General features: G+C 47.8%; 12 protein-coding genes. 3 read left to right on the forward strand and 9 right to left on the reverse strand.

The features are described 5' to 3' along the window. Positions 1 to 61 precede the first annotated feature (61 nt). From QZT80_RS09335 to miaB, 8 genes are all read right to left on the reverse strand, one after another. Positions 62 to 664 carry a redoxin family protein gene (locus QZT80_RS09335; RefSeq protein WP_295120974.1) on the reverse strand — a complete coding sequence of 201 codons (603 nt, stop codon included), beginning with the start codon at positions 662 to 664 and terminating at the stop codon, positions 62 to 64. A gap of 72 nt (positions 665 to 736) precedes the next feature. Then, positions 737 to 1,726: a YihY/virulence factor BrkB family protein gene (locus QZT80_RS09340; protein WP_295120976.1), complete on the reverse strand. Its 990-nt coding sequence runs from the start codon at positions 1,724 to 1,726 to the stop codon at positions 737 to 739. Positions 1,727 to 1,751: 25 nt separating this feature from the next. Then, positions 1,752 to 2,801, reverse strand: a complete 1,050-nt coding sequence (gene mltG / locus QZT80_RS09345; protein WP_295120978.1) for an endolytic transglycosylase MltG — start codon at positions 2,799 to 2,801, stop codon at positions 1,752 to 1,754. Positions 2,802 to 2,880: 79 nt separating this feature from the next. Next, positions 2,881 to 3,210 carry a preprotein translocase subunit SecG gene (gene secG / locus QZT80_RS09350; RefSeq protein WP_295120980.1) on the reverse strand — a complete coding sequence of 110 codons (330 nt, stop codon included), beginning with the start codon at positions 3,208 to 3,210 and terminating at the stop codon, positions 2,881 to 2,883. Positions 3,211 to 3,218: 8 nt separating this feature from the next. Then, positions 3,219 to 5,858: a hypothetical protein gene (locus tag QZT80_RS09355; RefSeq protein WP_295120982.1), complete on the reverse strand. Its 2,640-nt coding sequence runs from the start codon at positions 5,856 to 5,858 to the stop codon at positions 3,219 to 3,221. Positions 5,859 to 5,882: 24 nt separating this feature from the next. After that, a complete protein-coding gene (gene lptE / locus QZT80_RS09360; protein WP_295120984.1) occupies positions 5,883 to 6,395 on the reverse strand; it encodes an LptE family protein in 513 nt (170 codons plus the stop codon). 50 nt (positions 6,396 to 6,445) lie between these two features. Then, positions 6,446 to 7,687, reverse strand: coding sequence for a sigma-54-dependent Fis family transcriptional regulator (locus QZT80_RS09365; RefSeq protein ID WP_295120986.1), 1,242 nt, complete (start codon positions 7,685 to 7,687; stop codon positions 6,446 to 6,448). Between the two features lie 54 nt (positions 7,688 to 7,741). Continuing rightward, positions 7,742 to 9,154, reverse strand: a complete 1,413-nt coding sequence (gene miaB, locus QZT80_RS09370; RefSeq protein ID WP_295120988.1) for a tRNA (N6-isopentenyl adenosine(37)-C2)-methylthiotransferase MiaB — start codon at positions 9,152 to 9,154, stop codon at positions 7,742 to 7,744. 152 nt (positions 9,155 to 9,306) lie between these two features. Here miaB and QZT80_RS09375 point away from each other — a divergent pair, with 152 nt between their 5' ends. Continuing rightward, positions 9,307 to 9,768: a hypothetical protein gene (locus tag QZT80_RS09375; RefSeq protein WP_295120990.1), complete on the forward strand. Its 462-nt coding sequence runs from the start codon at positions 9,307 to 9,309 to the stop codon at positions 9,766 to 9,768. A gap of 116 nt (positions 9,769 to 9,884) precedes the next feature. Here QZT80_RS09375 and QZT80_RS09380 read toward each other — a convergent pair whose 3' ends face one another. Further along, the gene (locus QZT80_RS09380; protein ID WP_295120992.1) at positions 9,885 to 10,181 is read right to left on the reverse strand and encodes a hypothetical protein; all 297 of its coding nucleotides are present in this window, start codon (positions 10,179 to 10,181) and stop codon (positions 9,885 to 9,887) included. Positions 10,182 to 10,546: 365 nt separating this feature from the next. Here QZT80_RS09380 and QZT80_RS09385 point away from each other — a divergent pair, with 365 nt between their 5' ends. Together QZT80_RS09385 and QZT80_RS09390 are read left to right on the forward strand one after the other, a co-directional pair. Then, positions 10,547 to 10,885, forward strand: a complete 339-nt coding sequence (locus tag QZT80_RS09385; RefSeq protein WP_295120994.1) for a DUF3592 domain-containing protein — start codon at positions 10,547 to 10,549, stop codon at positions 10,883 to 10,885. Between the two features lie 165 nt (positions 10,886 to 11,050). Beyond that, positions 11,051 to 12,607 carry a S41 family peptidase gene (locus tag QZT80_RS09390; RefSeq protein ID WP_295120997.1) on the forward strand — a complete coding sequence of 519 codons (1,557 nt, stop codon included), beginning with the start codon at positions 11,051 to 11,053 and terminating at the stop codon, positions 12,605 to 12,607. Positions 12,608 to 12,850: the final 243 nt, after the last annotated feature.

A 12,850-nucleotide genomic window follows, 5' to 3' on the forward strand; every position in this document is an offset into this window, starting at 1 on the left:
CCACATAAAAAAACTCCCTGTGCATATTACACAGGGAGTTTTTTATTTAAAGAAGTATCATTTACATTTTCCTTTTGATAGCGCAACCCACAGAAGCCGTATTGTTATTCGCTATCGTTTTGCCCGTTAACACCCCATCGATCGCCAGGCGAAGGTATTGGTCCTTCACCTCGGCCGGATTACCCGGGTGGTCGTCGATAGCGCCTTTATACACCAGCTGGTTGTTTTTGGAGAACAGGTAACATTCAGGTGTACGGTCGGCCGCAAATGCGTTGGCTACTTCGGAGTTTTTGTCCAGCACGTAGTACCATTTGTAATGTTGTTTGCCGGCATATTCTTTCATGGCGTCGTAGGAGTCGCCTGCTGTGCGCTGGGCCTCGTTAGAGTTAACGAGAATTACGCCTATGTTGTTTTTAAGTGCATAGGCACATATTTCCTGCGTACGGGCCTGGTTTCTCATCACATAAGGACAGGTGTTACAGGTAAACATTACCAGCAACCCATTAGTGCCTTTTGCGTCGTTCATGGAAACTTCCTTACCGCTGATGTCTTTCATCTTTACATCGCCCTTGGGCAGGGGAGCGCCGATGTCGAGCATATCGGGCGAACGGAAGGCCAACGCCACGGCTGCTAAAAGCGTGAGGAATAGTGTGAACTTTTTCATAGTGTACAGTTTATAGTAGTATGAAAATAACGATTTAAATCGTGAATTGGAACACGTGTTGGTCATGGTTTGTTAAGACAGCCCTTCTATTTTCTCCCTGGTTTCCTCCTCTCTTTCTAATGCCATTTCTTTTAACGTCCGGATGCTCGTATTTAGTTCAAAACCAATCAGGAGGATAAAGGAATTAAGGTACATCCATATCATAATTACCAGAATTGTGCCAATTGACCCGTAAATCTGGTTGTACCGTCCGAAGTTGGTGACAAAGAACGAGAACGCGAGAGTCAGCAAAATCATCACAATAGTGGAAAAGGTAGCGCCCGCGGTCACAAACTTCCATTTTTTAGTGGTAGAGGGCGCAAAACGGTAGATCATGGCGATCATGGAGAAGAATAACAGGATAATCAGCAGCCAGCGGGCCGCATCGATTAATATGCGGGTAAACGTGTCTTTGATGCCGATATATTGCAGTATAAAGTTCATCAGTTTACCCTGGGTGATAATGAGTACCAGGGTAATGAGCAGTAACAGCACCAGCAGCGAGGTCAATTTTATGGCCGTAAGCCGTGCCTGCCACCATTTTCGCTTTTTAAACCCGGGCAACATTTTATCGAACGATCGCATAATCCCCATTATCCCATTGGAAGAAGTATAAAACCCAAAAATAAAGGCGATCGACAATAAGCCCGTACGCTGGGTATAGAGGAAATCGTAGATCAGGTCGTGCACGATCATATAACTCTGGTAATCAGGCGTTACGCTTTGCGCCAGGTCATATAGAGTAGATTCGATGCTGGTTACCGACACCACCGGGAACCGCAGGAAAATGAACGGCACCAGGGAGAACAGGAAAATAAGGAAAGGTGGCAGTGCCAGCAAAAAGCTGAACGAAATGGCCTGCGCCCTGTCGGTAAGACTACTGTTGCGCACTTCCTTCAGGAAAAACACAATGATATCGTAAAGCGGTGCTCCCTCAAACCCCGGTAAAACGAGTGTTTTGCTTCGTTGTATCAGGCTTTTTACAGGTTTTGTTCGATATAACCGCTGCTTTAGATTCACCATATCTGACAAAAATAGCAGATTACGCTTATAATCCCATTTTATCGAGCTTTTTATGATAAGCGCGTGCGTTGATCAAATGCTCTGCATAAGTAGCAGCAAAAGCGTGATAACCTGGTTTGTCGAACCGTACGCAGAAGTACAGGTAATTGGTATTTTCCATATTCAGCACGGCGTCAATAGATTTAACAGAAGGCGTACAGATAGGACCGGGCGGCAGACCTGCGTAACGGTAAGTATTGTACGGAGAGTCGTATTCGGTATGTTTCCCCAGGATCCTTTTCAGCCCGAAGTCCTGCATGGCGAACTTCACCGTAGGGTCGGCCTGTAGCAGCATGCGTTTCTTAATCCTGTTATAGTATACGCTGGCGATGGTCGGTTTTTCCTCTGTGGTATTGGTTTCTTCTTCCACGATGGAGGCGAGAACGATCACTTCGCGGGGGGAGAGGCCAAAGGATTCCGCTTTTTGTTTGCGTTCGGGCGTCCAGAAGTCCGCGTATTCGTCGGCCAGTTTGTCGAATACCTTGCCGGCCGAAGTATTCCAGTAAAATTCGTAGGTGTTTGGCATTACCGCACACATCGCGGTGGCGGGGGTGAGGTTGAACTGTCGAAGGAATACTTCGTCGTTCATGATAGCGCGCAGTGCGGTAGAATCGGCTTCCAGGTTTTTGGATACCAGGCGCACGAAGTCGTTTTGCGTCCGTAGCTTTTTGATTACCAGTTTAACGGGCGTTTGACGGCCAGAGCGTAACATGCGTACCAGTTCGAAGTTGCTCATGCCCCTGTTGATCTGGTAGCGGCCCGGTTTTACCCGTTTATCGTAATCGAGGCGGCGGGCCAGCCAGTCGAAGGCGCTGCGGTTACGAACAATTTCCTGGTCTTCCAGTCCATCTAACACGTCTTTATACGAGCTGCCGGTGCGGATATAAAAGTACTTGTTATCGCCAAAGGCCCTGGTGTTGGGGCCAAATACCCGGTAACCCAGGAATACGAACAGGCCTCCCAGCAGGCAGGCTGCAATAATGATGGCGCGCCTTATCCAGGCCGGACGTTGTTTTTTACCTTGCTTTTTAGCCATAATCGGGGTGAATAGTTACGCAAAAAAAACCTCGCACTTAACGGCGAGGTCTTTTTAAAAAGTATGTTGGATGTAAATCTTATTTAGCTGGAACTGTACCAGGTAACTGCTGTGCAGGAGTAGTTGGCTGCGGAATGCTGCCAGCTGATTTCTGCAATACCGGTGCCTGTTGTTCTGCACTGCCTTTGCCGATGAATACAGAAGAAGTAAGGCAAAGTACCGCGATGATCGTAGCGAGTACCCATGTACCTTTTTCCAGTACGTCGGTAGTCTGGCGTACGCCCATCACCTGGTTGCCGAAGCCGCCGAATGAAGCGGACAATCCACCACCTTTAGGGTTTTGGATCAGTACGAAGAAACCTAACAGCACACAGGCCAGTACGATCAATATACCAAAGAGAATTAACATATTCGTTCCTATTTATTATTGTCTGTTTGTAATTGAAGATCTTTGATCTTTTGCGCAAAATAAGCGCTTTTACCGGGATTAAGCAAACTTAATTTTTCGTAGATCAAAATGGCCTTTTGGTACTGGTGCTGGCGTACCCAAACCTCCGCCAGCGTTTCGGAAACGATGTCGTTATTGAAGGTAATGGATTCGATCGCCATCTTTTCCACGGCTTCTGATACTTCAGGCTCTTCGTCGTCGTAAAGCCTGTGAATTTGTTGCTGGTACCAATCCCTGGGCGATTTACCCGAAAAATTGTCTTTCATCTGGCGCAGCCAGTCTGTAAAACTTCTCATTTCCGCTTCTCCTTTGTCGCTGATTGAATCTGCTCTTTCCGGCTCTTTTATCCTTTTATAGGCGAAGTAGTCCTCGGTATACAGGGGCTGGAAAATAAGCGTTTCTTCCTCCGCCGGCATGGCCAGGGGGAATATTTTAATAGGCCCGTCTTCGGTGTTACCGGCCTTGGTTTCTTCCGGATCGGTCAGTATTTCGAACTGTTCCGCTGTCTGTTCCTCCAGTTCGGCCGCCGCATTGCTCGTATCCTCAATCGTTTCGTCCGGCTGGTCGAGGGTCGTATTGTAGATCTCGTCTTCAGCGGAGAGAGTTGGCACTTCCTCGGCTGCAACCTGTATAGGTGGTTCAGGCTCAGTCGTTTCGCTGTCTGTCAGGTTGTCGAACTGTTCTGCTACCGCTTCTTCCAGAAGGGCTTCTCCATTACTGGTATCTTCAATTGTTTCACCTGGTTGGTCGATGGTGGTATTGTAGACAGAGGCCGCTTCGGTTTCTTCATCAGCTGTTTTCGCCGCTTCTACCAGGGTGTTGTATTTATCTTCTGCCTCTACTTCAATAGCTTCGGCAGCATCTACGATGGCGGCTGCATTTTCTTCCGCTTCTACGAGGGTGTTGTATTTATCTTCTGCCTCTACTTCAATGGCTTCGGCAGCATCCACGATGGCGGTTGCATTTTCTTCCGCTTCTACGAGTATGTTGTATTTATCTTCCGCCTCTACTTCAATGGCTTCGGCAGCATCCACGATGGCGGCTGCATTTTCTTCCGCTTCTACGAGGGTGTTATATTTATCTTCTGCCTCTACTTCAATGGCTTCGGCAGCATCCACGATGGCGGCTGCATTTTCTTCCGCTTCTACGAGGGTGTTGTATTTATCTTCCGCCTCTACTTCAATGGCTTCGGCAGCATCTACGATGGCAGCTGCATTTTCTTCGGCTTCTACGAGCGTGTTGTATTTATCTTCTGCTTCTACTTCAATGGCTTCGGCAGCGTCTACGATGGCAGCGGCATTTTCTTCGGCTTCTACGAGCGTGTTGTATTTATCTTCCGCTTCCAGTTCGATGGCTTCGGCACCTTCAATGATCGCAGCGGCATTGTCTTCCAGTTCTGCGAGATCAGTGATAACGGCTACCGGCTCATCGGATGGTGTTGGATGGAAGGCAGACTGACTGAAGGCTTCATCTACTTTTGCTTCAATATTGTTGCTATCCTCAATATCCGTACGCTCAGAAGTGAGGGCGGTATTATATAACTGCACTTCCGCATCCTGCGTGGCGGCTTCGCTTTCGGCAGGGGAGAGGGGTTGGGTGGATTGAATGAAGTGCCCGAACTGCTCGGCCGCTTCGTTCTCCACATCATTTTCGATATTACTGCTGTCGGCCAGGGTTTCACCTGGCTCGTCGATTACCGTATTGTAGATATTATTTTGTGCCGGTGTATATACCCCCGACGCTTCTTCCTCCGCTTCGTCAAAAGGCTCCGCATCGCCGGTGAGCAGGAAGGTGTCTGTATCCTCTTCCCTGAGGGACTGTTCCAACGGTGCGATCACTTCGGCCGGTAGTTCGTCTTCGCCGGTGATGACAAAGTTTTCGATAGTGCCGGTAGTGGCTGGTATTTCTTCTTCTGCGGGAGCTTCGCCTGTAAACGCATTTACTTCGGCAGGCAGCTCGTCTTCTCTTCCGGCTGCGGTCAGCATCCCTTCCTCCGCCACGGTGGCAGCCGGGGAGCCGTAATATTCATTGTTGAATTGTGCTGTCTGATCTTCCACTTCGCCAGCGCTGTATACTACAGGCTGACTGGCAGTGGTATTACTGTGTTCAGCTGCGTCGGCACCATAGTATTCTTGTGTAAACTGGCTGGTAAGGTCTTCACTGGAAGATGGTGCAGGCTCTTCCTCCGCCTCTTCTTCAGCAGGTGTTTCTACATACCTGCCTTCCAGTATGGCGCGGCGCTTTTCTTCATCCGCTTCTCTTTGTAAAAACGCTTCGAAGCCGGATAATTTTGTTGTTTGTTCCTCCTCTGGTTCCGTTTGTACGGTTACCGGTGGAGCGGTATGAATGGCGGGCGCGTTATAACCTTCTACCGGTTCGTCGCCTTGTAAAAACTGGTGTAAATGATGGGAAGTGCCGCTGTACAACTGGGCATTCTTAAGCGATTCGTCGGCCAGGTTGTGATTGGCGGCGAACTTCTTTTGCGCCAGCAGTAACCTTGCCGCAGCAAAATAAGGATATTGCGCAACCAGCCGCTCCAGTTCTGCCTCATCGACATGCTGAAGATCCGGTTGGTGGAAAATATGGTTAATGATCCTGTTTGCGGTCATAGGTCTAATGTATGAAAATAATGCTTACCAGTTGGCAAATGCCCTGTTGAAAATATCGTCGATCAGCTGTGGGGTAATACTTTCTATCAAACCGCTTTCCACTTCCGGTAAGGTTTGGTTCGCGTTAAAGTCCTGCGAGCGGGAAAAGGACTGTGTATATCCTTTTTTATCGCCCACCCGTTTTACGAAGGTAATATTTACAGTGATGGTGAGGCGCGCGGTGGCGGGCTTGTCTATCTGTGTTACTGCCGCATTGGATACGGAGTAACCTGTAATATTCCCTTTGAACTCGTAATCGGCATTAGCCTCATTCGTTTGTGTAAGCCTCGTTTGTGAAAGTATTTTCATACGCAGCTTGTCTGTTACTTTCTGGCTTAAGGTAGGGTTGTTTTGTGGTGCCCTGTTCTCAATAAAACGTACGTTGACTGTTTTTGCCTCGGGATCGATGCTGGCGCCGCTTGCTGAGTACTTAACGGTGCAGCCTCCGAGCGTTATTACCAGTAACATGCCGCTTATTAATGAAAATATCCTGGCCATAGGTCGTGTAAATATAGTATGAAAAAATTTAAATTGTCAACCGGTTTTTATCAGTCTGTAAGATTGTATTCCTTCAGTTTACGGTAGAGGGTCCGTTCTGAAATACCCAATTCCAGCGCCGCATCTTTTCTTTTCTTTTTGTGCTTACGCAGGGCCTTAATGATCATCTCTTTCTCTTTATCAGCGAGGGCCAGGGTTTCTTCCACCACTTCGTGATGGTCTATTTTATCGTCGTGCAGCAAAATAGGTTGTGGGCCCGATAGGGTAGCGGGCGATTTCTGCTGCTCGGAGGGCATGTATTCATGCAATACCGGCGAATCCTGAAAAGATGAGTTATGGGCCAGATTTGGGTTCTGCAGCATGTCAAAAAACATCTTCTTCAGTTCCGTTACATCCTTTTTCATATCGAAAAACAGCTTGTACAGTATCTCGCGCTCGTTGGCGAAATCGCCGCCAGACGAATTTCCTCCCGAGGAAGATGCGAGTACAGGCAGTCTGTTCACGGTTGGTGGTTCGGGCAGGAACTGGCGCAAACCGGCAGCGTTAATTTGTTTGTCCTGCGAAAGCACCGAAATCTGTTCGGCCATGTTCTTCAGTTCGCGCACGTTACCACGCCATAGATAGTTTACCAGGATGTTACGCGCTTCTTCGTCGAGCTGAACGGAGGTGGTTTTATAACGTTCTGCGAAATCCACGGCGAACTTGCGGAATAATAAAGGAATATCTTCTTTCCTGTCGCGTAGCGCGGGTACGCGTATGGGAACCGTGTTTAAACGGTAGTAAAGGTCTTCGCGGAACTTGCCATTCTGTGTGCCTTCCAGCAAATCGCGATTGGTGGCGGCAATTACACGCACATCTGTTTTCTGTACTTTGGAGGAGCCTACGCGGATAAACTCGCCGGTTTCCAGTACACGAAGCAGCCTGGCCTGTGTGCCCAGTGGCATTTCACCTATTTCATCCAGAAAGATGGTGCCGCCGTTGACGGTTTCGAAATAACCTTTGCGGCTGTCTACAGCACCGGTAAACGACCCTTTTTCGTGTCCGAACAACTCGGAGTCAATGGTGCCTTCGGGTATAGCACCACAGTTTACGGCAATAAATGGGTTATGTTTCCTGGCGCTCAGCGCGTGAATGATCTGGGAAAAAACTTCTTTACCAACACCGCTTTCGCCATTTATCAGTACGGTCAGGTCAGTATTGGCCACCTGCGCTGCTACCTGTAAAGCGTAGTTAAGCGCCTGCGAATTACCAATAATCCCGAACCGGTTTTTAATGCTTTGAATATTATCCATCGTGTTAACAATTCCAGGCTGTTTGCCTGCGGTTATGGTTACCTGTCCACCAATCTATTGTACGGCGGTGCCCAGCAAAGTGCCTGCCGTACAGTCGTGTATTGTAACTGTTACGTAATCTCCTTTCTTATAATGCTCTTTCGGGAATACCACCACTTTATTCTGGTCGGTGCGGCCATACAGCTCGTGTTCCGACTTTTTAGAGGTGCCTTCCACTAATACTACTCTCGTTTTGCCTACTTCTTTCTGCATGCCTTCCAGGCTGTGCTGGCGGTGAACGGCTATGATCTCGGTAAGACGGCGTTTCTTTACATCCTCCGGTATATCATCCTGGTAACGGCGCGCTGCCAGTGTACCAGGGCGTTCGGAATAGGCGAACATATAGGCCAGTTCGTACCTCGCATATTCCATCATCGACAGGCTATCCTGGTGGTCTTCTTCCGTTTCGGTGCAGAAGCCGGTGATCATGTCGGTCGATAATGCGCAGTCGGGTAGTATTTGTTTGATCCTGTCTACCTTTTTCATATACCACTCGCGGGTATAGGTACGGTTCATGAGTTGCAACACGCGTGTGCTGCCACTTTGAACGGGCAGGTGAATGTATTTGCAGATGTTATCGTACTTCGCCATGGTAAACAATACCTCGTCGGTAATGTCTTTAGGATGGGAAGTAGAAAAACGGATGCGCAATGCCGGGTTAATGAGCGCTACTTTTTCCAGCAGTTTGGCAAAGGTCACCGTTTCATCGGCGGCTTCGTTTATCCAATAATAGGAGTCTACGTTTTGTCCTAACAGGGTAACCTCGCGGTAGCCACGTTCAAACAGGTCCGTCGCTTCTGCTAATATGGAATTAGCGTCGCGGCTACGTTCGCGACCCCTGGTAAAGGGCACTACGCAGAAAGAACACATGTTGTTGCAGCCGCGCATAATAGAAACGAAGGCCGTAACACCGTTGCTGTCCAATCTTACCGGACTAATGTCCGCATAAGTTTCTTCCCGGCTCAGCAGCACGTTAATGGCTTTCTGGCCGGTTTCGGCTTCTTCTATTAATGAAGGAAGGGTACGGTAGGCATCGGGGCCTATCACCATATCCACCAGCTTCTCTTCTTCTAAAAACTTTGTTTTAAGCCGCTCCGCCATGCAGCCCAGTACGCCTACCAGCATTCCCGGGTTGTTCTTTTTTAATGTACGGAACTCCGTAAGGCGTTTGCGAACGGTCTGTTCTGCCTTTTCGCGGATAGAGCAGGTATTCAGCAGCACCAGGTCGGCCTCTTCGTAGTTACGGGTAGCGCCAAATCCCTCCTTTTGCAGGATGGAGGCGACGATCTCGCTGTCGTTGAAGTTCATCTGACAGCCATAGCTTTCTATATAGAATTTCTTCGTATGTGTAGTTGTGTCCGTAGCGGCGGGGCTATAAGCCTCGCCCTGGCGGGCTTCATCATGCGTCTTAGGGACCAGTTCCAACATTTCCGATCAAAATTTAAAAAAGCAAAAATAAGCAATAAATCGAGAAATGACAGATTGGCAGGGCCGTAAGTGGATGAACGGCCAGATTTAACGGTTTTTTATAGTATTTTAGGAGAACACGTTACAAGTCATCAGTCCAAATTCCCTTAGTTATGCCCCGGCAAACCACTAAACTTATCCTGAAAGCCGGTATTATAGCCGGCACGCTCGATATCCTGGCTGCTATCGTCGCCTATGGTTTCATCTTATCAAAGGCACCGGTAATTAAGATATTACAATCCATCGCCAGCGGTATTTATGGAGTTAAAGCATTTGCTGGCGGTTGGGGAATGGCCATTCAGGGTTTGATTTTTCATTACCTGATCGCTATCATCTTCGCTTTCCTCTTTTATTTGCTAATAAAGGCCATCCCTCTAATAGTGAAATTCAGCGTGATAACGGGACTACTGTACGGTATCATCATCTGGCTGATCATGAACCTGCTCGTACTTCCCGCCTCCCAGGTGCCGCCGAGGTCTTTCTCCACGAGAGGGATGATAGAGGGTATGCTGATCCTGATGTTTTTTGTAGGGTTGCCTATATCGGTGGTGCTGAGTAAGGGTGTAAGGCGATAGCTATACACACGATGGTGCCTGAGGCCAGCATTTGCCCTGGCCTCTTACTGATTGCTACGGGATAGCGATATACGGCATCCCGGATCATTTATCTAGCTATTTCGGCGCTCACACCGTTATTCCAGCTCGCTGTAATACTCTTTCAGCATCGCCCTGTAGAGGTTTTTACCATAAGGCACCTGCAGGCGTACTCTGGCCGCTTCCCGCTGCGCAAGATCTGCATAACGTTCTTTCACCACCTCATTCGCAATCTTAAACGTATACTCGTTGTCCAACTGCTTATCCGTGCCTTTCTTCTCCCGCTTCCCGATCTTTTTACAAATCACCGCCTTGCCACCATAATTCTTGACTGTCAACTGGTTAGCGATCGTTCCTGATAACGCTAACAACATAACATTGGTAGAAATTGCCATAAATCGAACATTGTTTAAGTAAATATGCTGGGTCCATCGTGGATCCTTCATGTATATAACGTATATCTAAGGTTCATTGTTCGTTGATATTAGGTTCATTCTAGGTTACTAAGCCTATAATGAACCTAGTATGAACCTAGTATGAACCTAGGATAAACCTAGAATGAACCTAGTATGGAGCAGGGATGTAGCAGGGATGTAGCAGGGATGTGACTTGTTTAGCATAAGCATAAGGGCGGGGGAGCTGACCTTATATGCTGCTGCAAAAAAGATGGATGAAGGGGATACAGGTACGTGCAATGCGTAAGACAAACAGAAAAAATACCGGCTATCTAAAAGCCGGGACTTTTTCTATCTTACCAGTAATGGATACGGAATCTGATTTGATCTTCGGCGCCGTTGCGCTTCTGGTAATTATCATTGTAATTGTATGGTTTCATCACCGGCGCCAGCGCCTCCATACAAAGGGCGTGATTACTACCGGTGAGGTGATAAACATAGAACAACGAGTTACCCGCCGTTATGATACCGTGTATCATCCCGTAGTTTGCTTTTTTATGGAAGATGGGCGTGTAGTGGTCACCTGGTCGTGGTTTTCTTCTACGAAGGATGCTGCTGCATTCTCTGTAGGCGATCAGGTTGAAGTCACCTACAACCCCAAAATACCCGACGAATTCATCGCAAAGAAAATCCCTCATCGATAATTTCTCCCTGTTCATCGGTGTAATCCACCTTTGTATTTTCTAAAGCAACGATCTTTGCATTATCCCCGTTAGCATTGTAAATAAAAATTAAGGAGGAAAAGCCGGTCTGTATTACGGACAGGCAGTTCTATGTCCTGATTATAACCATACTAAACTTTTACCGATATGTCTAAGTTGATGAAGGCAGCACTGTTGGTGTTCGCGTGCGGTTACCTTGTAGCCGCCTGTAAGAAAGATAAAAGCGCAGGCAATGAATCGCCCGATGCCACTGCCAATACACCAGGAACAACATTGTCTGATGAGGATTCGCTGAAATACCTCATGTACCGGATTATGCAGGTTACTTATGTAGATGAAGGCCGGAATAAATCTACTTCGCTGCCCACTTACTACTGGTATAACCAGGTACCAACGATCGATTCTTTAAGCAGTACGTATGCAACAGCAGATGATCTCCTGACTAAAATGATTTCCTATCCTGTTAGTAATGGTAAAGCGCTCGACCGCTATAGCTTCCTCGACCGCACTGGTTCTCTGAACAGTGCCCTGCAAGACGGTGTTTCCGAAATCGGCAATAAAATAAGCGCTACTGGCGATTACGGGATGGAAGTGAGTTATGCCTACGATGGTACCAATACTTATTTGTACATTCTTTACGCGGATAAAAATGCGCCGGCATATACACAGGGTGGACTTACCCGCGGTGATGAGATAACGGCCATTAATGGGGATGCGGATATCGATTACGATGGCGGCAGCGGAACAAATACCACCAAAGTAACCAATGCGATCTATAATTCCACTTCGGTGACCTTAAAAGTGACGAAGGCGAACGGCACATCTAAAACGGTAACGCTTAATTCGGCCTCCTACAAAATAAACCCCGTGCTGTTCGATACGGTGTTTACGGTGAATAGCCAGAAAGTAGGCTACTTCGTATTCTACACCTTTCCCAGCACCTACAACTCCAATGGTGAAGCCACTTATACGAAAACGGTGCTGGACGAAACCTTTGCGAAGTTTAAATCGCAGGGTATCTCCAACCTAATCGTAGATCTCCGCTACAACGGCGGCGGTTCTGTAACCACCGCTGAATACCTGGACAGCGCCATAGCTCCGGCATCTGCACAGCGGCAGGTAATGTATTACTATAAATACAACGATAAACTAACCGCTAACCTGGCTACTGCCGGATTGGAATCAAGCGTTAATTATCCCACAAACACCGGCGGACTATTGCTGAACAACGTGTTTTTTATTACGGGTAACGGCACGGCCTCCGCCAGCGAACTTACGCTCAATAACCTGAAGCCTTATATGAGCGTGAAAACCGTAGGCGATACCACTTATGGTAAACCAGTGGGCTTTTTCACGTTCACGATCTCTAAATACGACAGCACCGGCAAGGAAAATTACCTCGCCGATCTTTACGCCATCAACTTTGCTACCGAAAATGCGAACCATGTGGGGGAATATTACTCCGGTATCGCCCCCGATCAGGCCGCATCGGATTACATCAATGTTCCCTGGGGGTATGCAGACTATGACGATCATCTGTCACAAATCTTTTCTTACATAAAGTCGGGCTCGTTTTCCCGTACAGATGCTAATGCGCGCCTGGCGGTAAAGGCCAATAACTTAAGAAGTTCGCTAAAGACCAGCGTAGTATCACCCAAATTCAATGGTATGGTTGATTTCAGGCCTCGGAAGGTATTGAAGTAAGCTTCGTAATATCCTGTAGTGAAACGCCACACCGCTTACGGATGTGGCGTTTTTCTTGGGGTGGATGTTGATGCCCTGCATCTCGGCTACTTCCCCGGGCTAAAAGATTGTGGCTGGCCTGCAGGAAGAGGCCGGCAAGGAGCTTGCTTTTATGGAATACGTAGAAAGTTTGTTATCCCCCAATAGCGATACCCAGCTGAAGAGTGCGACGCAACGGTTGCCCGGTAGTGATTTAATGCTGAT

It is taken from the genome of uncultured Chitinophaga sp., from assembly GCF_902168175.1.
Classification (GTDB): domain Bacteria; phylum Bacteroidota; class Bacteroidia; order Chitinophagales; family Chitinophagaceae; genus Chitinophaga.

Bases quoted from the DNA above. Each gene is read 5' to 3' on its own strand.
- QZT80_RS09335 (WP_295120974.1), bottom strand. From the start codon at position 664: ATGAAAAAGTTCACACTATTCCTCACGCTTTTAGCAGCCGTGGCGTTG.
- QZT80_RS09340 (WP_295120976.1), bottom strand. From the start codon at position 1,726: ATGGTGAATCTAAAGCAGCGGTTATATCGAACAAAACCTGTAAAAAGC.
- mltG (WP_295120978.1), bottom strand. From the start codon at position 2,801: ATGGCTAAAAAGCAAGGTAAAAAACAACGTCCGGCCTGGATAAGGCGC.
- secG (WP_295120980.1), bottom strand. From the start codon at position 3,210: ATGTTAATTCTCTTTGGTATATTGATCGTACTGGCCTGTGTGCTGTTA.
- QZT80_RS09355 (WP_295120982.1), bottom strand. From the start codon at position 5,858: ATGACCGCAAACAGGATCATTAACCATATTTTCCACCAACCGGATCTT.
- lptE (WP_295120984.1), bottom strand. From the start codon at position 6,395: ATGGCCAGGATATTTTCATTAATAAGCGGCATGTTACTGGTAATAACG.
- QZT80_RS09365 (WP_295120986.1), bottom strand. From the start codon at position 7,687: ATGGATAATATTCAAAGCATTAAAAACCGGTTCGGGATTATTGGTAAT.
- miaB (WP_295120988.1), bottom strand. From the start codon at position 9,154: ATGTTGGAACTGGTCCCTAAGACGCATGATGAAGCCCGCCAGGGCGAG.
- QZT80_RS09375 (WP_295120990.1), top strand. From the start codon at position 9,307: ATGCCCCGGCAAACCACTAAACTTATCCTGAAAGCCGGTATTATAGCC.
- QZT80_RS09380 (WP_295120992.1), bottom strand. From the start codon at position 10,181: ATGGCAATTTCTACCAATGTTATGTTGTTAGCGTTATCAGGAACGATC.
- QZT80_RS09385 (WP_295120994.1), top strand. From the start codon at position 10,547: ATGGATACGGAATCTGATTTGATCTTCGGCGCCGTTGCGCTTCTGGTA.
- QZT80_RS09390 (WP_295120997.1), top strand. From the start codon at position 11,051: ATGTCTAAGTTGATGAAGGCAGCACTGTTGGTGTTCGCGTGCGGTTAC.